The following is a 20469-nucleotide window of genomic DNA, read 5'->3' on the forward strand; positions in this document are numbered from 1 at the left end:
CGAGCTATCCCAAAAAGGATCATTTTATGAGTCTTTCTTAATTCATTCATACGAAAAGCACGGCATTAAAAGAATCCGAATATCGCTTATTTTTCCGTACAAATCGACTAAGACTCTACCTATAAAAGAGTATTTAAGCGCTCTGCAGAGCCCAATTTTCATACGATAAAACCGCGCGTTGAAAAGATGCAACAAGATTCGACAAAGCGCTCGCCTCGCTCACGCCTTTTGCTCGGCTTGCACCCGCGAGAGACTCGGCCCAAGACCCAATGCAACGACAGCAGCCACGATCGCCATCGCGGCCCCCGCAGCAAACGACATTTCTGCGCCCACACGGTCCCAAAGCGCACCGGCAAGCAGTCCCGCCGCAAATGTGCCTACGCTCGAGAGCACAGAAAATGCGCCAAAAGCGCTTGCGCGCCAAGCCTGTGCGCTCGTCCGAGCAACAAGCGCAGACAGTGCGCCTTGAACCGCACCGAGGTGCAGGCCTAAAAGCACGATGCCGACAATAACGAACGCTTTCGAATCGGGTACCGCAAATGCGGCTTCTGCCGCGCCGAGCAACAGGAAGCCGACAACGAGACGCTTCGTGTCATCAAGACGCGCCGAGAGGCGCGAGAGCGGATAGCTCGAGACGCTGAAGACAAAGTTCATGCCCGCGAGCGCGATCGGTATCCAGGCATTCGCAAAACCCGCTTCGCTCGCGCGCAGCGCAACGAACGCGACAGAAGCGGTCGCAAAGCGCGAGAAAGCGGCCAGAAATCCGAGAAGCAGTACCGCTCGAAAGGCTTTCTCCTCGGCCGAAAAAATCACGCGGACGAAAAGCGATTTGATCGCGAGCGGCGCGCGAGGCGCCGCTTGCCGTTCGTTACTCGCAGTCGCCTTTGTGCTGCATTCGTTCTCACCTGCGGGCGCCGGTTCTTGAATGCACCAATACAGAATCGCAACGCAAAGCGCACCCGGAATGAAAGAAATCGAGAAGATCGTCTCAAAAACGGCCGCGTTTTCGGCGCCCGCAGCACTGCTCGATCCCGCCAGCCGCCAGAGTAGAAGTGCCGCAATGGTGGGCCCGATGAAGGCGCCCGCCGCGTCGAGCGAATGCCGCAGACCGAAAGCGGCCGATAGCATTTCGGGCGGCGTCGCGTCGGCCAAAATCGCGTCGCGCGGCGCGCCGCGCAAGCCCTTGCCCACACGATCGAGAAAGCGCGCGACAAACACCTGCCAGAGTGCGTCGGCCGCAGCGAAAACGGGCTTCATGGCGGCGGCGAGCCCATAACCCAAGAGTACCCACGCCTTCTTGTGCCCGAATCGGTCGGCTGCGACACCCGAGAGGAGCTTCACGGCGAGCGCCGTGCTTTCCGCGATGCCTTCGAAAAACCCGACGGTGAGCATGTCCGCAGCGAGCACCTGTACGAGAAAGAGCGGCAGCACCGCGTGGATCATCTCCGAGGAAATATCCATAAGAAGGCTTGCGAGACCGAGCACCCAAACGACGCGCGGCATCGCCGCGCTGCTGCCGCTCGCCGCCTCCGCTTCCCGTCCGTTTCTACGCATGACCGTCCCGCCTCAAAGTGTATCGAGTGCTCCCGAACTCGGTTTCTCAAAACCGCCTCAACGAGCTAGCGTATCGCCGAAGCGTCAAAAGCGCTTTGAGCGCCGCCTCTGCCACCTCCTTGGCCTGCGTTGTTTTACATACCGAAGGCATCGGTTTTCGGAAGCACCAAAAATGCCCCTTTCCGTCTGCGAAACCAGTCTTGAAAGCGCATGTGCCCCCAAAAAGCCCAAACGGGAAAACCGAACACCCCGTGATAGTCGTTCAAACATTCTATAAATCAATCACTTACAAAACAGGTCGACCCCGAGCCTCCTCTCTCGGCATGAGGCGGATGAGTGGAACGATTTTTAAGCTTTCCTTCAGGTTGAATACGCCGAAAGGCTTAGGCCACTCGGGACGAATTCGATCGGCAGGAAGCGTTGACCTCCGCTTCCCCTAAAAGAGCTTTGATCTCCGCTCTTTGCCGCCCGCTCCCCAAAAGCTTGCGGGCGGTCTGATGGGTCGGACCTTCGGGTGCAAACGAGCTTTAGCGACCAACGCCCCGATCGAAAGACGCTTCGGAGACCGATAACAGGAGAAAAACATGAAACAAACCAAGTACATGGCGCTTGCCGCTTCGATCGGCGCACTCTTTGCTGCTTCCGCCATGGCCGCCGACGCGCCCGCCGCGAAGACGGAAACCTCGGTCGATCTGCCGCGCACCCTCATGGGCTATGTCGAGCAGGAAAAGAATTTCTGGGAATACCTCAAAGAGAATCACCCGATCTTCAAGACCTACATGAAGGAAGGCCGCGTGGTCGGCAAGTTCACCCGCTCCGACCGTATGGAAGAGTGGGTTGAATTCGGCGGCGGCGACAAGTACGCCGAAAAGACGGGCCGTCACACCTCGGTGACGTACCGCATCCCGGCCGACTCGTTTCTCGATCTGCCCAATAAGTTCGTTGGCCCCAAGAAGTGCGGCGAATGCCACCCGGCGCAGTACGAACGCTGGGAACGTTCCCGCCACAACAAGATCGTCCGCTTCCCGGAAGAACTGACGGAAGTGGGCGGCGATATGAAGAAGCCCCTCTACAACTCGAAGGCCTCCGTGCTGCCGGAAGGCATTGAAGCCGACGACGTCTACTTCGTGATGGGCACCCCGCGCACGAAGTACGGCTTCCTCGACAAGTGGCTCGTGCGCGGCACCTACCACGTCGAAGGCGGCAACATCTCCGCCGGCACCGGCAAGGTCGTCGCGGGCGGCAACCAGTTCTCGCGCAACTGGGCCGAACACATCACGCCTGAAGTCGCCAAGAAGATCAACGAATGGGATCCGACCTTCCCGACGAAGCTCGAAGACTTCGGCGCACAGTCCTCGAACGTCTGGGGCTTCAACTCCTACGGCGCTTCGAACCGCACGCAGGCCATGTTCCAGCCGGGTTCAGCCTACTGCGAAATCTGCCACACGTGGAAGTTCGACTTTAAGAGCCAGGACGAACTCTATGCCGCGATCGGCGACGCCAAGAAGCTGCGCGCTCACACGATCGCCAAGGGCGTGTCCTGCGAAGAATGCCACGGCGCAGGTGCTCACCTTTACGGCGCCCGCGGCGCCGGCATGCCGTCGAACTGCGAACGCTGCCACCAGCGCTTCGTCTACAACGCCGACGATGCCGCCAAGAACTTCAAGACCCCGTTCAACTCCTACTTCAAGAGCTTCTGCCCGGCCTGCGGTACGGAAGGCTCGCAGTCGCACTACACGAAGCACTATCAGAAGGGCATGCGCTGCACGACCTGCCACGACCCGCATGAAGTGACCTCGAACGACTGGGCTTCGCACTACACCGTTCCGAACCTCAAGAAGGAATGCCAGGACTGCCATACGACGGCCGCCTACTTCTTCTCGCAGGGCGGCACGCACAGCCGCAACAGCTGCGCTTCCTGCCACATGCCGAAGATGGGGTCGTGCGAAAACTTCGCCTCGATCCAGCGTCCTGACATGGCGGGCTTTGACAACGTTCGCGCTTCGCACATCTGGCGCATCCTGGTTGACCCGGAAAAGAAGTCGATCAACCCGCCCGACGGCGCCAAGGACCGCAAGCTCACGAACCCGAAGGGCTGGCACCTCACGAAGGACGACGGTCGTCCCTACCTCGACCTGATGTGGACCTGCGGCCGCACGGCCTTCGCCGACAAGCACGTTGTCGACGCGATGGGCTGCCACAGCCCGATCCAGTCGAAGTTCCCGGAAAGCATGCGCTTCAAGGACCAGAAGACCATCTACAACAAGGTCATGGCCTGGCAGACCCCGGTGAAGGAAGGCTACGCGAAGGTGATCGCCGACCTCTCGAACATCAACGACATGCTCAAGGTTGCGAAGCTTTCGACGGCCGACCGTGCGCAGGCGCAGCTCTATGCTGAAGAAGCCCGCATCAACGCCGCCAAGATCAAGGACGACGGCTCCTGGGGCGTCCATGCGCCGCAGTTCTCGAAGCAGTTGATCAACGAAGCGAAGACCTATTGCGAACAGGCCCTCGCGATCATCAACGCTGCCGAAAAGACCGCCAAGAAGTAATCGGTTGACCGATTGAACGGACGCGCGCCCGCTACCTAACCTCGAGCGGGTGCGTCGTGCCGAAACCGTCGGAACGCATGTCCAGCCTGCTTGGTCGCTCGCTTTGCGTTTCGCCGCTTCGCATTGACGAACGGAAAGCGCCCGTTCAAACGGCTTGCAGCAACAATGCCCGCACACGACACTTCGCGTCGCGTGCGGGCTTTCTTATAAAAACAGAAACAAAAAGACCGCAGCCGCCATCGGAGGAGAAATTTGGAGCGGCTGCGGTGCAAAGGAGGTTGGGGGCCGCTCCGAGCCCGCGCGTCTAACGCTGCGCGTGCCGGAGCCCTTGAATGCATCGGACGCGCGTCAGGCGTCGATGTCGATCAGTTCGTAGTTCGCGCTCCCCATGCCGAGCTCATGCATGTAGGAGAGCTGACGCAGCCCGTGGCGCGACTCGATGCGCTCGACCAAATCGCGATTCTTTTCGGGCGCCATTGCATAAACCAAGTCGACCGAAGCCTGATCGATGGCGAGCAGATCGGTCGAAGCGAGCATCCCGACGTCCGGAATCGTCGGCTCGGCAGCCGAGCGGCCCGCGCAGTCGCAGTCGACCGACATGCGGCGCATGACGTTGATGAAGGTGATGTGCTTGCCGAAATGGTCGATCACGGCCTTGGCGGATTCGGCCATGTTTTCCATGAGGCGCTCTTTCGAAGGCCACTTGTCCCAAGGCAGATTCACGTCGCTCACGCCGTGCACCTGCTGCTTGCCGATCTTGCCGTCGGCGCAGCCGATCGCGATATTCTTCATCGACCCGCCGTAGCCGCCCATGGCGTGGCCCTTGAAGTGCGTGAGAACGAGCATCGAGTCGTAGTTGACGATGTTCTTTCCCATCGAGACGGCCTTGAAGTGCTTGCCGCCCTTTACGGGCAGATCCACGGTGCCCTCGGCATCCATGATGTCGACCGGGCAGAAGGTCCAGCCGTTCACCTTCAAGGTCTCAAGGTGCTTTTCCGTCGTGTCGCGGTCGCCCGGATAGAGCGTGTTCGTTTCGACGATCGTGCTCGACGGAATCGTCGACTGCAGCGCCTTCACCATGTCGCGCGGCAGGATGTTCGGGCCGTTTCGCTCGCCCGTATGGAGCTTGATCGCGACCTTGCCCGTGATGTTCTGATTGACGAGCCTATAGAGCTTCAGCAGGTGCTCGGCATCGATATGCTTCGTGAAATAGACCTTCGCGCGCTCGCCCGTGAAGCCAGCGCCCACCTTGCGCGAGCCCACAACGGGCGCCTGCGCGGCGGCGCGGTCGGCGGCAAAACCGCCCGCCGCCATCGCGACGGCAAGCGACGCGGCGGTCTGCAGAAATTCCTTACGCGTGTACATGCGCGGCATGATCATCTCCTTGGTGCGTCAGCGGCGCGGCTCGGGCCGCACCGCCACGGTTGTCATTTTGCCGCTCTTGAGGAACAGAAAACAGGTCGATTCTTCCCCGATCCTTGCCTGTTTTTGCCGTGTTTCGCTTTGTGAGTAAACGCTTACCAGTTCGCACCGAAAACACCGCGGAAGATCTCTGCGCCGCGCGCAAGGTCGATGCGGTCCGGGTGCGTTTCGCTTGCCTGACGGCGCGCTTCGCGCTCGGCGGAAACACTGCCGCCCAACATGGCCGTCATGCGCTCGAACACCTCGGGGTCGATTCGCCCGCGGCAGAGGAACGTTTCGGCGAGTTCGTTGTTGTCGCCCAAGCCCACGAGTTCTTCTGCCGTCGTCTTCATCCAGCGCTTCGCCGATTCGTCCTCGGGGTTGCCGCCCATCGTCGCGAAGCACCCGATGCGCTTCCCGGAAAGCCGGCGGGCCGCAGCCATCATGTCTTCGGGCGCGTGTCCGCGATCGCACCAAAAACCCAAAAGCACCGGGTTGAAGGTCGAGAGGTCTTCGGGAAGTGCCGTCGCGCGCACGAGTTCGGCGCCGGGGAGCGCATCGCAGATGGCGTGCGCGAGGATCATCGTGTTGCCGGTGCGCGAGCTCACAACAATGAGCGGACGGGCGGCATTCGGACGGACTTCAGCTTCGGTCATGGTGCGTAAAACGGTTGGAGTAAAGTTGGCGGGCGGCAAAAAGGCCGGTGAAAGAAGACCGGCAGCGGCGCGACCGCCGCGTGATTCTCCAAGTGTAGAAAATCGGCGGCTGCGGCGCTTGCAGTGTTTTCCATTCTTCTCAGGACTTTGACACCTTCGAACCTGCTCGCTCGCGCTTGGGGCGAATGATCGCCGCGCAAATCCCTCGCAAAAGATCAATTTCGGTGGCGGTGAGCCCCGCGCGGCCGAAGAGACGGCGCGACATCGGCATCAGAAACTTCGGGCGCGCCGGATCATGCACGCCGCAGGCGATCATGGCCTGCTCCCAGTGCTTGAAAAAGCCCTCGATCGCCTCGGCGCTCGCGGGCGGCTCGTGCGCGAAGCGCCCCTGCCAGTCGTAGAGTTCGCCCTTGTGCCCTTCGGCGTCTAGGAGCGCCATCTGCATCTCGTACGCCGTGAGCTGCACGGCCTGCGAGAGGTTGAGGCTCGGACTCGCCGGATCAGCCGGAATTGCCGCACAGCCCTGACACTGCAGCACCTCTTCGTTCGTGAGGCCGCTGCGCTCGGTGCCGAAGACAAAAGCCACGTCGCCCGTCATCTGCCGCAGCCACGCATCGGTTTTGCCCGCCGCTTCGCGCAGCGGCGACATCGGCGGCCCGAATTCGCGCTCGTAGCCGGTGAGCGCCCAGGCAAACGTCACGCCCTCGAGCGCTTCGGCGAGCGTCTCGTGCGACCGAGCCGCCTCGAGCACGTCGGCCGAGCTCGTCGCATAGGCGATCGCCTCGGGATGCGTGCGAAAGTCTTTTTCACGCGGCGCCACGACGCGCAGATCGCGAAAGCCCATGGTTTTGATGGCACGTGCGGCCGAGCCGATATTGCCCGGGTGCGCCGGTTCGCAGAGCACGAAGCGCACGCGGGCGCCGAGTTGAGAAGGAAGCATGCTGTAGTTCTTTTTTGGCCCGCAGCGGGCGACTTTTGGACAAAATTTCGGCAGGCGAAGTCGCGCGGCCGGAGGCGCCGAAAACGGCCTCACCCGCGCGCCGCACATTGTAGAAGATGCGCTCGCGCTGAAGTGACGGACGCTGCCGCACGCAAAAATTCCCGCTTTGGAGAAAGCGCGGCACAAGTTGTTTTTGCTAGAATCTGCGCCATTTTCCAAGGCCCGCGGCGCGCACCTTTGAAAACAGCCGCGCCGATCGAAGGGTCGTCCTTCGCGCTCTTTCGACAAAGTATCGTTCTTTTTCTCCGAACGCCCCGCGCTTCGGGCTTGACGCCCGTTGCACCCCGAAGGCCTTCGCTGCCGCGACCGACGCCCCATTACGGCTACAACTTCACTCTGTCAGGCTCCAAGTACATGTCCACGTCGTTACTCAAAGCTTTCGTTGCCACCGCCGTCAAGGCCGCCCGCCGCGCTGCGCGAGAAATTACCCGCGCCGCCAACGATCGGGATCTTCTTTGCATTGAAGACAAAGCCGCCAACGATTTCGTCACCTCCGCCGACCGCGCGGCCGAAGAAGCCATCGTCAACGAGCTTCGCTACGCCTATCCGCACCACGCCATTCTGACCGAAGAAGCGGGCCGCATCGGCAACCCCAAGAGCGACTACCTCTGGATCGTCGATCCGATCGACGGGACGACCAATTTCATCCACGGCCTGCCGCAGTACGCCGTGTCGATCGGCCTTACCTATCGCGGTGAAATTATCGCCGCCGTCGTCTACGACGTCGCGAAGAACGAACTCTTCACCGCCGCCAAGGGCCAGGGTGCGTACCTCGACAACCGCCGCATCCGCGTCTCGGAAACGAACGAAATGCGCCGTGCGCTGATCGGTACGGGCTTCCCCTTCCGCCGCGGCGACGACTTCAACGGCTATCTCGAGCGCTTCCGCCGCGTCGCCGAACGCGCCGCGGGTCTGCGCCGCCCGGGCTCGGCCGCGCTCGACCTCGCCTGGGTCGCCTGCGGCCGCTACGACGGCTTCTGGGAACAGAACCTCAAGCCCTGGGACATCTGTGCGGGCGTGCTCCTCGTGCTCGAAGCGGGCGGCCTCATCACCGACCTCAAGGGCGGCGAAGACTGGTTCTCGGGCTCGATCTGCTGCGGCAACCCGAAGATCTTCGGTCAGCTCCTGCCGCTCGTGGGCGACTTCGAAAAGAAGGCCGATGCGGACGAAACGGCTGAAGCGGCCGAAGGCGCCGACGCGGCCGTCGCCGACGAGAAGCCCGCCGCCAAGCGCCGCACGCTCACGGCCAAGAAGGTCGAAGCGACCGACTACGAAGCGGCCGAAAGCGCGGAAACGCCCCGCAAAGCCCGCAAGCCCGTGAAGGCTGAAAAGGCCGAAAAGGCTCAGAAGCCCGGCAAGAAGGACATCAAGAAGTCCACGAAGCGCAAGGCCGACGCCGAATAAGGCGACAGCGAAGCGCCCCCTCGCAGCGGCGCTTTGTCGCCCCCGCAGACCGTCCGGCCTCCGGACGGTCTCTTTTTTGCACGAATACCCCGAAGCTGCACCAAACGCGCCAAGAAGCGAAGAAGATGCAAGAACCGAGAGAATCCGAAGGCAAAGACGCCGTCCGCGAACTCCCCGCGGGCTTCCCAGACGAAAGCCTCGTGACGCCGTCGCTGCGTCAGTTTGTCGAAATCAAGCGCCAGTATCCCGATACGCTCGTTCTCTACCGAATGGGCGACTTCTACGAAACGTTCTTCGACGACGCCGTGAAGGCCAATCGACTGATCGGGATCACGCTCACCAAGCGCGGCAAGACCCTCGACGAGAAGCCCATTCCGATGGCGGGCATTCCGATGGTCTCGCTCGACCAGTACATCGCGCGCCTCGTGCGCATGGGCGAGAGCGTCGTGATTGCCGAGCAGGTCGGGCAACCGCAGAAAAACGGCTCGATGGAGCGCAAGGTCTCGCGCATCATTACGCCGGGCACGCTCACGGAAACGTCGCTGCTGCCCGAGAAGGCCGATGCCATTCTGCTTTCCATTTGCGCGGCCAAACGCAAGCGCAGCCGCACGGGCAAGGCGGCCGACGCGCGCTACGGGTTCGTGTGGCTCACGCTCTCGAACGGTGACTTTCGAGCCGAAGAGGTGAGCGCCGAGCAGTTCGAGAGCGAACTCGCACGTCTCTCGCCCTCGGAAATTCTCGTCTCCGACGCCTTGAAGGACGAATTGCGCGAATCGCACCCGGACCTCGTCGTCACTTCAATGCCCGACTGGCACTTTGACGCCGAGCACGGCGAGAAGCTCCTCAAAGAGCAGTTCGACCTCGACAACCTCGACGCCTGGGGCGTCACGGGCAAGAACGAAGTGCTCGCCGCCGCCAATGCGCTTCTCGACTACACGGCCGAGACGCAGGTCGACATGATGCCCTTCATCCTGCCGCTAAAGCTCGTCGACGAGAGCGAATTCATCGTGATCGACCCGGCGAGCCGCCGCAACCTCGAAATCTCGAGCACGATCCGCGGCGACAGGGACGGCCTCACGCTCTTTTCGGTGCTCGACGGCTGCGAAAGCACGATGGGCAGCCGCGAACTCTGCCGCTGGCTCAATCAGCCGCTGCGAGACCGCGCCGCGGCCGAAGCCCGTCATGAAGCGATCGAAACGCTTATCGCCAGCCCGGATCTTCTGGATGCGTTTGTCGAGAAGCTCGCCGCCATGCCCGACATCGAGCGCTTCTCGAGCCGCATTGCACTCGGGACCGTACGCCCGCGCGAACTCGCTTCGCTTCGAGACGCGCTCCCGGCTGCCGCTGCCCTTGCCGCACACCTCGCGAACCGCCCCGAGACACTCTTTACCGAACTGGCCCGCTCGCTCGCGCTGCCCGAAGAAATCCATGCGCAACTCCGCGCCGCGCTGCTCGAGGAACCGGCCGTGCTGCTTCGCGACGGCGACGTGATCGCCTCGAGCTACAACAGCGAACTCGCGGAGCTGCGCGCGCTGCGCGACGAAACGGGGGGCTTTCTCATGCAGATGGAAGTCCGCGAGCGCGACGCGACCGGCATTCCGACCCTTCGCGTGCAGTACAACAAGGTCCAGGGCTTTTATATCGAAGTCTCCAAGTCTTATGCCGATCAGGTGCCGATGCACTATCACCGCCGGCAGACCTTGAAGAACGTCGAGCGCTTCATCACGCCCGAATTGAAGGCCTTTGAAGACAAGGCGCTCTCGGCGAAGGAGCGCACCGCGCAGCTCGAAAAGACGCTCTACGAGGCGCTCATCAATACGCTCAAGCCGCACGTCGCCGCACTCATGCGCGCCGCGCACGCGCTCGCTTCGCTCGACGTCCTCGCGGCACTTGCCGGTCACGCCAAGAAGCGCGGCTGGGTGCGCCCGCAGCTCACGGCGCGCCCGGGAATCAACATCCGCGCGGGCCGCCACCCCGTCGTCGAAACGGCGATCGAGGTGTATGTCCCGAACAGCTGCCGGCTCGAAGACGGCCGCCGCATGCTCGTCATCACGGGCCCCAATATGGGCGGCAAGTCAACCTACATGCGAAGCGTCGCGCTCATCGTACTCCTCGCATGGGCGGGGAGCTTCGTGCCGGCAGAAGCCGTGCAGATCGGCCCGATCGATCGCATTCACACACGTATCGGGGCGTCCGACGACCTCGCGCACGGCCGCTCGACCTTCATGGTAGAAATGACCGAAGCGGCCGCCATTCTCAATCAGGCGACCGACCGCAGTCTCGTTCTCATGGACGAAATCGGCCGCGGCACCTCGACCTACGACGGGCTCTCGCTTGCTGCGGCGATCGCGCAGGAGCTCGTGCAGACGACGCGCTCCTTCACCCTTTTTGCGACGCACTACTTCGAGCTCACGACGCTTGCCGCGAACGTGCGCGAAGTCGCCAACGTCCACGTCTCGGCCGCGCAGTCTAAGCGCGGCGTCGTCTTCCAGCACGAAATCACCGAGGGGCCCGCGAGCCGCAGCTACGGCATTGATGTCGCCAAGCTTGCGGGCATCCCGAGCACGGTGATCCGACGCGCCAAGGCCTTCATGACATCGCTCGAGAAGCGCGATGCGGCGCGAAGCGCCATTCAGCCCGATCTCTTTGAAGAGGGCTCGTTCCTGACGGAAGCGTCTTCGCAGCTCGCGCTCGAAGAACCGCAACCGCCTGAAGAACAGGTTGAGACGCTCTCGCCGCGCGCCGAAAGCGCCATTGCGCTCCAGGATCGCTTGGCCGACCTCGATCCGACGCTTTTGAGCGCGCGCGACGCGATGATGCTCCTTTACGAGCTGCACGACGCAGCGGAGCTCGAGCGGCGCAAAGCACTCGAGAGCGACGAATAAGCCGCAAGACTTCGAGTGATTTCGAGTAAATTTTTCGGTACAGAACGAACCTATTCACGCTTCATTGAGCACGCGGCGCGGCGTCAAGAGATGCCTCGCCGCTTCTTTTTATTGCCCGACCGCAACGCACCCTAGGAGCCGCGAATAACCTCCGGCACAGCGGCAACCTTGCGAAAAATTAACCGACTGGGAAAATCTGCCGTAAAATGCGCCGCCTGCGCTTGAAAGCGGCGACCATTTTGCCGACAATTGTCGCCAAAAGGCCTGTACTCGCACACGCTGCGCCGGCATTGCCTTTTTTTGGGCGCGCGAGCAGAAAAAAAGAAGAACGCTCCGCCCGGAATCCCCGAAATCTCCCGACAGAAGGAGCCCATTCCGTGAATAAGAACGATTATTTCGGCGATGCCGCAGCCGACGAAGACACCCTCTTTCGCGACATTCACAAGCACATTCTTCACCAGGCCAAATCGGGCGGTCGCATCGACACGGAAACGGAACTTGCCGAGCGCTTTCACGTGACGCGCTACAAGGTTCGCAAGGCCCTCTCCATCCTCTCTCAGATGGGCATTGTCGACCGAGCGCCGAAACGCGGCATGACGGTAAACTCCCTGGGTCCGAAGAACCTCTCCTCGCAGATTCAGGTGCAGATGGACATCGCGAACTTCGACATCCGCGAATTCATCGAAGCGCGTCTTTTGATCGAAGTCGAAATCATTCCGCTCGCCATCCGCCGCATGACCCCGGCGCTCTTGGGGCGCCTCGAGGACGCGATCAACCGCATCGAAATGAGTGCCTCGAACACGGAGGAAGCCGACCGCTGGGACCGCGAATTCCATCTGCTGCTTCTTGAAGCCTGCGGCAACCGCGTGCTGCAGGTCTTCTCCGCCGCACTTGTGACGTACTTCGAAAAGACCACGGCGCATCTGCCGCAGAACGACCCGGACTTCGTTCTCGACATGGCGCGCAAGGAGCGCGAACTCCTCGGCGCAATCAAGCGCGGCGAAGCCGAACGCGCGAAGTCGCTCCTTTCGATGCAGCTGCGCGAACAGGTCGATCTGCTGCCGACCTAACGGCGTGCGCTGCCTTCACGGCACGCTAGATTTTCGATGGGCACCTGCCAGCTGGCGCGGTGCCTTTTCTTTTGACCGTGCGAATGCGAACTCACTGCAGCGTGCAGGCCGCTTGAGGTGTGCACCGAGAGAACGAGCGGATGCATTTTCTTTCATTTTGCTATTGCGAATCATTCTCAATTCGTGTACTATGCATCGCATGGAACTTCACCGAGCCCGACACACAAAAGAAGCAGGGGTCGCTTCTACCGGGCTCGAGGGGAAGCGGGCGGCACGAATGAACATTTGCAACGCCGCGCCGGCATCCCGCGGTCTCTCCTAACCGCTTGAAGTTTCGGGGTCTCTAAGCTTTCGGGCGGCGATGTTTTTCACTTCGCCGCCCGCTTTCTTTGCGGTTTTCGCCCTGCCAGCACCAATCGCAACTTCTCAACCTTTCGGGAAGAGCGCTTCGACAAAGCCGAAGCGGTGCCAGTCTCGAATGCGTGCCGGATAGAGGATTCCGTCGAGGTGGTCGTACTCGTGCGCGACGACGCGCGCGTGATAGCCCTCGGCCGTGCGCTCGAGGGGCTCGCCCTCGATGGTTCGTCCCCAATAGCGAATCTTGGTCGGGCGCGGCACGACGCCGCGCAGTCCCGGCAGCGACAGGCAGCCTTCCCAATCGTCTTCCACGGTTTCGCCGAGGACTTCAATCCCCGGATTGACAAGCACAGTCTGCGGCACGAGAAAGGAGTCGGGTTCGGTGAGCTTGTGCGGCAGACCGAAAGCGATGACGCGAAGCGAGACGCCGATCTGCGGCGCCGCGAGGCCGATGCCGCCGCGCTCGGCGAGCGTATCCCAGAGGTCGGCCGCAAGCGCTCGGAGCTTTTCCGTGCCGAAGAGGTGTTCGGGCAGCGGCAGCGCAGCCTGCGCCAAAACGGGAGCACCCATGCGAAGCACTTCGCGAACCATTTTTTTCTTTCCTCTCGAACAACGAAAGAGTCCGCCGTCGCGCGAGCGCCATCCGCCGCTCGGGGTCTCCGGCAGACAAAGTCGCGGCGCGCTTTAGTCGAGCGAAGCCTTCACGACTTCAACGACGCCGAGAACGGCCTTTTCAACGACGTCCGCAAGCGACTCGAAGTCGATTTTTTCGGCCGAGTCGCCGATGCCGGCCGCATGATTGACGCTCACGCAGATCCCCGCGTAAGGGAGTGCGAGTTCGCGCGCAAGCGCGGCTTCCGGGTAGAGCGTCATGCCGATCATGTCGGCGCCGTCGCGGCGCATGCGCTCGACTTCAGCGGCCGTCTCGAGGCGCGGCCCCTGCGTGCACGCGTAGACGCCGCGCTTAAAAACGGGTACGCCGATGCGATCGGCCGCCGCAATGAGGCGCGCCGAAAGCGCACGGTCAAAGGGGTGCGTGAAGTCGACATGCTTCACGCCCGCTTCGGGCGAATCGTAGTAGGTTACCTCGCGCCCCCAGGTGTAGTCGATCAGCTGATCGGGCACGGCAATGCCGCCCGGACCGAGCTCGGGCGCGATCCCGCCCACGGTGCCGACGGCGATGACGCCTTCGACGCCGCACTTTTTAAGTGCCCAGAGGTTGGCGCGCGAAGGCACGCGGTGCGGCGCATATTCGTGCTTTCTGCCGTGCCGGCGCAGAAAGGCAACCCGCTTGCCGCCCAAAAGTCCGAAAACGATGGGGGCCGATGTGTCGCCGTAAGGCGTTGTGACCACCACCTCTTCGCGGTCCGTAATAACGTCGTCGCTCGTGAAGCCCGAGCCGCCGATGAGTGCGTACATAGTGCGTCCGAAATGGTTTGATAAAGCGCGTGTTATTCGAGACCGAGCGAAGGCTGCGGCACGGCGTTCGGGTCGTCGCCGAGCATGAGTAGGAGTGCGGCTTCGTCGATCACCTTGACGCCGAGGCTTTCGGCCTTGGCGAGTTTGGAGCCCGCTTCCGAGCCCGCCACGACGTAGTCGGTCTTTTTGCTCACCGATCCGGAAACGCGTCCGCCCGCAGCGAGAATGCGGTCCTTGGCTTCGTCGCGCGTAAGGTTCGGCAGCGTCCCCGTAAGGACAAAGGTCTTCCCGGCAACGGCTTCGTTCAAATCTGCCTGCGCACGCACTTCGACGGCGGGCCAGTTGACGCCGGCGGCAACGAGCGAAGCGATGACGTCGCGGTTGTGCGGCTCGCGGAAGAACGCTTCAACGCTCTGCGCGATCACTTCGCCCACGTCTTCGACGCGCACAAGCGCTTCGGCGTCGGCCGCTTCGAGCGCGGCGAGCGTGCCGAAATGCATCGCGAGGTTGAGCGCCGTCGCTTCACCGACGTGACGGCAGCCGAGCGCGAAGATAAAGCGCGCGAAAGTCGTGTGCTTGGCCTTTTCGAGGCTTTCGAGCAGGTTTTGCGCGGCCTTGGGCCCCATGCGTTTTTGGGGCTTTTTCTCGTCCTTCGTTGCGTTCGTAGGCGCCGTGAGCGCTTCGTGCGTAAGGGAGAAGAGGTCCGCAGGCGTCTTCACAAGTCCTTCGTCAACGAGCATCTCGACGATCTTTTCGCCGAGTCCGTCGATCCCCATGGCGCGGCGCGCGGCAAAGTGCACGATCGAGAGCTTCATCTGCGCCGGGCAATAAAGACCGCCCGTGCAGCGCGTGTCCTTTTCTTCTTCGTCTCGAATGACGGCGCTGCCGCACACCGGGCAAACCTCGGGCATGCGGAAGGGCGACGTCCCTTCGGGGCGGCGCTCGGCAACGACGCGCAGCACCTCGGGGATCACGTCGCCCGCACGGCGCACGACCACCGTGTCGCCCACGCGCACGTCGAGCTCGGCCACGTGATCTTCGTTATGAAGCGTCGCATTCGAAACGGTGACGCCGCCGACATAGACGGGCTTCAGTTTCGCGACGGGCGTCAACTTCCCGGTGCGGCCGACCTGAATGTCGATTGCTTCAACGGTTGTCAACGCCTCTTCGGGCGGGTATTTGTGCGCGCACGCCCAGCGCGGCTCGCGCGCGACAAAGCCGAGCTGCTGCTGCAGCGCGAGACTGTCGACCTTGTAGACGACGCCGTCGATATCAAAGGGGAGCGTCCGGCGCTTCTCGAGCACTTCGGCATGGAATTCGGCGAGCGCTTCGGGGCCGCGCACCACGCGGCGCATAGCCGCAACGGGGAAGCCCAGCGCGGCCAGCCGCTCGAGCACGCCGCTCTGCGTCTCGGCCAAAGGCTCGGACGTTTCGCCGAGCGCGTAGGCATAAAAGTGCAGACGGCGCTCGGCCGTCACCTTCGGATCGAGCTGGCGCAGAGAACCGGCTGCCGCATTTCGGGGATTTGCAAAGGTCTTTTCGCCCGCTTCGAGCTGACGGCGGTTGAGTGCTTCGAAGTCGTCGCGGTGCATGATGACTTCGCCGCGCACTTCAAGCACCTCGGGGACGCTTTCCGGATCGAGGCGCAGCGGAATCGTGCGAATCGTGCGGACATTGGCCGTCACGTCTTCGCCGACGGTGCCGTCGCCGCGGGTCGCGGCCGCAACGAGCACGCCCTTTTCATAGCGCAAATTCGTCGCAAGCCCGTCAAACTTGAGTTCGCAGTCGTACACGATCGGCTCGTCCGTTTCCTCGAGACCGAGGTCGCGGCGAACGCGTTCGTCGAATGCGGCGGCCCCGGCAGCGCTGAAGTCCGTTTCCGTGTGAATCGAGAGCATCGGCAGCGCATGCGTGACCTTGCGAAAACCCGCCTTGACGGCCCCGCCCACGCGAAGCGTCGGCGAAGCGGGCGACTTCAAAGCCGGGTACCGACGCTCGAGCTCGACGAGTTCGTTGAAGAGCCGGTCGTACTCGCTGTCGGGCACGCTCGGCGCATCGAGCACGTAGTACTCGTAGCCGTAGCGCTCAAGGAGTGCCTCCAATTCGCGCATGCGCGCGGGCGCGCGATCGCGCGCAAGGGCTTCGGCGGCCTCTCGGCCGAAAAAATCGTCGTCGTCAAAAAGACCGGGCATGGCGGCGGTCTCCTGTTCGATCGGTTTCTTCTTGCTCATACATCGAAAGCCGCGGTCTCGGCCGCGGCTTGTGGAAAACGGTTTAGGTGCAAGGATTGTAGAGGAACCTCATCGGTCGGAGGCGGTGCGCAGCGATCCCGCCCAATTTATGCGTCTCACGCCCAAAAACGACAATTGCGCAAAGAAAAAAAAGCATAGGAAACCCACGCAAACACGTTTTGCCAACCAATGAAAAGCGGCTCGCGCGCTTGTCGCCGCATTTGCTGCAGACGACCGGCGTGAGCCGCTTTTCCCCGAACAGTCCGATCAAAGCGGAGCCGTCGAGTCACCTGTTTGCCGACCGGTCAGGCGCCGCGCGCAAAGAGGAGCTTCGCGCGCTCGGAACCGGCTTCGGCACCGTTTTCGGCCATGAGCGCCGTGCGGTGCTGGATCGCTTCTTCAATGAGAAGCGCGCCGCCCGCATCGATCGCGTTGTGCGACTGATCGACCCAGGCGCAGTGGAGCGCGTTGGCGATGTGGTTGGCCATCGCAAAGAAGAGCCGCAAGTCGCCGCGCTCGATACTCGAGACGGGAACGTCGTAGGCAAGAACAAGGCACTTCGTGCCTTCGTCGCCGAAAGCGAGGCGCAGAATCGGATCGTGGTCCGAAGCGCTCACGCGGTATTCCCAGCACCCCGTGGCGGCCTTGAAGCCCGCGCTCGTTGCGACGCGGTCAACGCCTTCGACCGTGAGCGGCGCTTCCGGATCGATCGGCTCGATCAGCACCTCGACGGTCGTGTCGAAGTATTCGACAAACTGCTTGAGCTTTTCGGAGCGCTGCACGGCCTGCGCGGGTTCGAGCTGACGGCGAACCACCACGTCTTCGCTCTGCGCGGCCGACTGCTCGAGCACCTGATAGAAAGCCGACGCCTTGATGTCATCGAGCTTCGCGGTACGGTTGGCCAGAACGAGCGAAGCGACGACGTGCTTCGCGGGCGACGTCAGCGCGTCGGCTTCGTAATAAAGCCCGTCGCGCACGCTCTGCGCCCAGCAGCGAACGAGAAGCGGCAGTCCCAAGCGATTGATTTCGCGCGCGAGGCTCTCGACGCCGCCGAGAACGAACTGCTGGCCTTCCTTGGGCGAGATTTCGAGCACCCATTCGATGCCCGGATCCACGGGCGGATAGGTGTAGGCATCGGTCGGCGGCTCGTCGTCGGCCGCTTCGAGCTTTTCCTTGACGCGGGCGGCCTCTTCGGCCTTCTGCTTCTTTTCGGCTTCGAGCGCCTTGTAGATGGGCGGATCCTCGGTCGGGACGATCGTTTCGGGCTCGGGCACCGCCTCGGCCTGCGCGACTTTGGCCTGCAGCGTCTCGTCCACCGACGCGGCTATCTGAGCGGAAGGCTGGAACTCCGGCTCGACGTGCGCATTTTCTTCGCGCTCGTTCGACGCAAGCACGTCCTTGGCGGGCTCGACGCGGCGCAGTCGGTTCGAGCTGCTCGCCGCGCGCTCTTCGCGCTTGGAGCGCCAATAAAGAAGGCCGATGATAACCAGGGCGGCCAAAACAGAAATGATGATGGTCTCGTACTGCATGGGTTAATGAAGCCCGAAAAAGAGATACTCCGAATCAAGGAATTCTACGCGCGATGCGCCGAGTTCGTTTGCTCTCGCGCCCTCCGCGGACAAACGGGCGCTTGCGCTGTCGCCGTGCGGAAGACGCGCGTGCAAGGCGCTTCTTGAGAAACCGTCCCTTGGCGGCGCACCCTGCCGCTTTCTACCGTCAAGAAATACCCCCGCCGGCGGGTAGTCGGAAAGCCTCTCTTGAGCATGCGGAGGCCGTGCATGCTGTTTTCATGCAGAATTATGTTTTCGGACGAGGGATCGGCCGCCCGCCGGCAGCGCGTATCCCTAAAAACACAACCCGCAAACGCAAGCGGCGACAACGAGCCCGCGCCAAGTACGTCGACCATGACAGGACGAAAAAAGTCTTTCGCCCATATGCGCTCGGCACGATCGAATGCCGATCGTGCCGCGAGTCCTTGTTCGCACGCTCGACTCCGTCGGCCCTTGGCGTACTTTCACCGCCGTTTCTTCTGTGCTGCCGGCTGTGCGCTCGTCACGCTTCTCTCGGCGCCGACCGCTGCAGAGGCCGTACAAACGCCCGCCGCAGCGCCCGAGCCCGTCATGCAGTCGCTCGTGATCGGCGTCGTCGATGCGCTCGAGTCCGACTTCTACGCGAGTACGATCGAACCTGCGCTCGAGGCGATTCGCCGAGAGTTTCCCGAGGCTGATCCGCAGCTCAAGCGCATGTCCTCGCTTACGCTCACGAGCGATATCGGCCGGCTGCGCCCCGATCTCGTGATCATGCCGGCGGGCGACTTCGGCCAAATTTTCGAAGAGATCGGCGCGCACCCGATCGCCACGCGCAAAACCGTCTGGGCTCGTTCGTCCGCAGCCTCGGTCGGTGCAGCGTTTGTCGTGCGCGCAGACCGCGCCGAGCTTTCGACCATTGAAAGCCTCCAGGGACTGCGCGCCGCCGCGACGACGCCGAGAGCGATCGACGGGTGGCTTGCCGCACGGATGGCTTTGCGCGAAGCCGGGTTCGAAAGCCTCCAATTTTTCAGCCGCGTCGACTTCCTTTCTTTTGGCATGCCGGACGTCTTCGAGACCGTTCTCACGGGGGCAGCAGACGTCGGCATCGTGCCCGCGTGCGCGCTCGAACAAGCCGAATCGATCGGCCTCCTCGCCCCGGGACGCCTCAAAGTCGTCGCCGAGCGCACGGAGGGCGAGATTGCCTGCCGCTATTCGACGCCCCTTTACCCCGATTTGATTGCGGGCGTTCTCCCCTGGACGCCGCCCGAGATCTCGAGACGCCTCACGCTCGCGCTCCTCTCACGCGCGGCCGAACCCGGACGTCACGCCTGGATGGGCACGAGCGACCTGCGCGGCATCCAGACGCTTTTCCGGGAGCTGCGGCTCGGCCCCTGGGCATACCTCGCGAGCTGGCGGCCCGCCGACATCTGGCGGCGCTTTCAGTGGGAGATCCTCGCAGGCTTGGGCGCTCTCCTTCTCTTGCTTCTCTCCGAAATCCGCCTCTCGCGTCTCGTTGACCGACGCACGGCCGAGCTGCGCCAAGCGATGAAAACGCAAAGCGAACTCGAAGCGCGCGCTGCCGGCATGCGCGAGCGCGTCGCCGAACTCGAGCGCATGGGCGCCGTGAGTCAGCTTTGCGCCATGATCGCGCACGAATTGAAGCAGCCGATCGGATCGGTGCGCAACTACATGACGATCATCCGCCTGCGGCTTGCCGCCTCGGGCGACTCGGACCTCGAGCAGGATCCCGTCCTCGCGCAGGCGCTCGCGGGCGCGGAAAAGGAGTCGCTGCGCATTGCGCAGATCATCGACCGCGTACGCGGCTACGCGAAGAAAAAGCGCCGTGAAGCGGTTCGGCTCGATTTGCGGCGGTCGCTCGCGACGGCACTTGAAAACGCGAAGCGATCGGCCGAAAAGTACCGAGCCCGCGTCGAATTCGTGCAGACGACCGCTGAAGTGCCGCTCGTGATCGAAGGCGACCCGCTTGAAATTGAGCTGCTGATGCTCAACATTCTCAAGAACGCCGCGGCTGCGGCCGCCGAGATCGCCCCCGAGGAAACGCCGCACGTTGCCGTTCGACTGCAGCCAACGGCTGCGAACGACAATAACGCGACAATCGTTTTCGAAGTGCTCGACAACGGCCCGGCGATCGACGAAAAAGCGTTCGAGCGCATGAAGCACGTGAGCGAAAGCGTCAAGGAGGACGGCCTCGGACTCGGGCTCGCCATCGTGCGGCACATCGTCGACGAGCACGGCGCAAAGCTCGAAATCGAACGGCGCTCGCCCCACGGACTCGCCGTGCGCGTGGTCTTCGACGCCCTTGAAGGCGACGAGCCAGTCGAAGCGGCGCCGAAAGCCGGCGCAAAAGACCATTAGCAAAAGACCCTCACGCAGACCTACACCACAAGGAC

13 protein-coding genes are annotated in these 20469 nt (G+C 62.5%); 5 read left to right on the top strand and 8 right to left on the bottom strand.

Annotation, left to right across the window (positions count from 1 at the left end):
* Positions 1-219 precede the first annotated feature (219 nt).
* Positions 220-1554 carry an MFS transporter gene (locus tag H6A60_RS05175; RefSeq protein ID WP_205102345.1) on the bottom strand — a complete coding sequence of 445 codons (1335 nt, stop codon included), beginning with the start codon at positions 1552-1554 and terminating at the stop codon, positions 220-222.
* Between the two features lie 584 nt (positions 1555-2138).
* On the opposite strand from H6A60_RS05175, the gene H6A60_RS05180 reads away from it, so the two are divergent.
* Positions 2139-4106, top strand: a complete 1968-nt coding sequence (locus H6A60_RS05180) for a multiheme c-type cytochrome (protein ID WP_205102346.1) — start codon at positions 2139-2141, stop codon at positions 4104-4106.
* A gap of 348 nt (positions 4107-4454) precedes the next feature.
* Here the strand turns inward: H6A60_RS05180 and H6A60_RS05185 are convergent, their stop codons facing one another.
* From H6A60_RS05185 to H6A60_RS05195, 3 genes are all read right to left on the bottom strand, one after another.
* Positions 4455-5480: a DUF362 domain-containing protein gene (locus tag H6A60_RS05185; RefSeq protein WP_239477603.1), complete on the bottom strand. Its 1026-nt coding sequence runs from the start codon at positions 5478-5480 to the stop codon at positions 4455-4457.
* Between the two features lie 143 nt (positions 5481-5623).
* Positions 5624-6163 (bottom strand): flavodoxin family protein, encoded by a 540-nt coding sequence (locus H6A60_RS05190; RefSeq protein WP_205102347.1) that lies wholly within the window; start codon positions 6161-6163, stop codon positions 5624-5626.
* A 139-nt stretch (positions 6164-6302) separates the two neighbouring features.
* A complete protein-coding gene (locus H6A60_RS05195) occupies positions 6303-7103 on the bottom strand; it encodes an RNA methyltransferase (RefSeq protein WP_205102348.1) in 801 nt (266 codons plus the stop codon).
* Positions 7104-7517: 414 nt separating this feature from the next.
* On the opposite strand from H6A60_RS05195, the gene H6A60_RS05200 reads away from it, so the two are divergent.
* The 3 genes from H6A60_RS05200 (at position 7518) to H6A60_RS05210 (ending at position 12522) form a co-directional block, all read left to right on the top strand.
* Positions 7518-8567 (top strand): inositol monophosphatase family protein, encoded by a 1050-nt coding sequence (locus H6A60_RS05200; RefSeq protein WP_205102349.1) that lies wholly within the window; start codon positions 7518-7520, stop codon positions 8565-8567.
* Between the two features lie 125 nt (positions 8568-8692).
* The gene (gene mutS, locus H6A60_RS05205) at positions 8693-11452 is read left to right on the top strand and encodes a DNA mismatch repair protein MutS (protein ID WP_205102350.1); all 2760 of its coding nucleotides are present in this window, start codon (positions 8693-8695) and stop codon (positions 11450-11452) included.
* A 377-nt stretch (positions 11453-11829) separates the two neighbouring features.
* Positions 11830-12522, top strand: a complete 693-nt coding sequence (locus H6A60_RS05210; RefSeq protein WP_205102351.1) for an FCD domain-containing protein — start codon at positions 11830-11832, stop codon at positions 12520-12522.
* 426 nt (positions 12523-12948) lie between these two features.
* Here the strand turns inward: H6A60_RS05210 and H6A60_RS05215 are convergent, their stop codons facing one another.
* The 4 genes from H6A60_RS05215 to H6A60_RS05230 form a co-directional block, all read right to left on the bottom strand.
* The gene (locus tag H6A60_RS05215; RefSeq protein WP_205102352.1) at positions 12949-13470 is read right to left on the bottom strand and encodes a peptide deformylase; all 522 of its coding nucleotides are present in this window, start codon (positions 13468-13470) and stop codon (positions 12949-12951) included.
* A 93-nt stretch (positions 13471-13563) separates the two neighbouring features.
* The gene (locus tag H6A60_RS05220) at positions 13564-14298 is read right to left on the bottom strand and encodes an S-methyl-5'-thioinosine phosphorylase (protein WP_205102353.1); all 735 of its coding nucleotides are present in this window, start codon (positions 14296-14298) and stop codon (positions 13564-13566) included.
* Positions 14299-14330: 32 nt separating this feature from the next.
* Positions 14331-16490, bottom strand: coding sequence for an NAD-dependent DNA ligase LigA (gene ligA / locus H6A60_RS05225; protein WP_205102405.1), 2160 nt, complete (start codon positions 16488-16490; stop codon positions 14331-14333).
* Positions 16491-16834: 344 nt separating this feature from the next.
* Entirely contained in the window at positions 16835-18058 is a 1224-nt protein-coding gene (locus H6A60_RS05230) for a hypothetical protein (protein WP_205102354.1), read from the bottom strand.
* Between the two features lie 474 nt (positions 18059-18532).
* Here H6A60_RS05230 and H6A60_RS05235 point away from each other — a divergent pair, with 474 nt between their 5' ends.
* A complete protein-coding gene (locus H6A60_RS05235) occupies positions 18533-20434 on the top strand; it encodes a sensor histidine kinase (protein ID WP_205102355.1) in 1902 nt (633 codons plus the stop codon).
* Positions 20435-20469 lie beyond the last annotated feature (35 nt).

Origin of the sequence: Sutterella massiliensis (assembly GCF_016899755.1) — a bacterium.
GTDB lineage: Bacteria > Pseudomonadota > Gammaproteobacteria > Burkholderiales > Burkholderiaceae_F > Sutterella > Sutterella massiliensis.

Excerpts from the sequence above, each read along its gene's own strand:
- ligA (WP_205102405.1), bottom strand. The coding sequence starts at position 16,490 with ATGCCCGGTCTTTTTGACGACGACGATTTTTTCGGCCGAGAGGCCGCC.
- mutS (WP_205102350.1), top strand. The coding sequence starts at position 8,693 with ATGCAAGAACCGAGAGAATCCGAAGGCAAAGACGCCGTCCGCGAACTC.
- H6A60_RS05195 (WP_205102348.1), bottom strand. The coding sequence starts at position 7,103 with ATGCTTCCTTCTCAACTCGGCGCCCGCGTGCGCTTCGTGCTCTGCGAA.
- H6A60_RS05190 (WP_205102347.1), bottom strand. The coding sequence starts at position 6,163 with ATGACCGAAGCTGAAGTCCGTCCGAATGCCGCCCGTCCGCTCATTGTT.
- H6A60_RS05215 (WP_205102352.1), bottom strand. The coding sequence starts at position 13,470 with ATGGTTCGCGAAGTGCTTCGCATGGGTGCTCCCGTTTTGGCGCAGGCT.
- H6A60_RS05220 (WP_205102353.1), bottom strand. The coding sequence starts at position 14,298 with ATGTACGCACTCATCGGCGGCTCGGGCTTCACGAGCGACGACGTTATT.
- H6A60_RS05185 (WP_239477603.1), bottom strand. The coding sequence starts at position 5,480 with ATGCCGCGCATGTACACGCGTAAGGAATTTCTGCAGACCGCCGCGTCG.
- H6A60_RS05230 (WP_205102354.1), bottom strand. The coding sequence starts at position 18,058 with ATGCAGTACGAGACCATCATCATTTCTGTTTTGGCCGCCCTGGTTATC.
- H6A60_RS05180 (WP_205102346.1), top strand. The coding sequence starts at position 2,139 with ATGAAACAAACCAAGTACATGGCGCTTGCCGCTTCGATCGGCGCACTC.
- H6A60_RS05200 (WP_205102349.1), top strand. The coding sequence starts at position 7,518 with ATGTCCACGTCGTTACTCAAAGCTTTCGTTGCCACCGCCGTCAAGGCC.
- H6A60_RS05175 (WP_205102345.1), bottom strand. The coding sequence starts at position 1,554 with ATGCGTAGAAACGGACGGGAAGCGGAGGCGGCGAGCGGCAGCAGCGCG.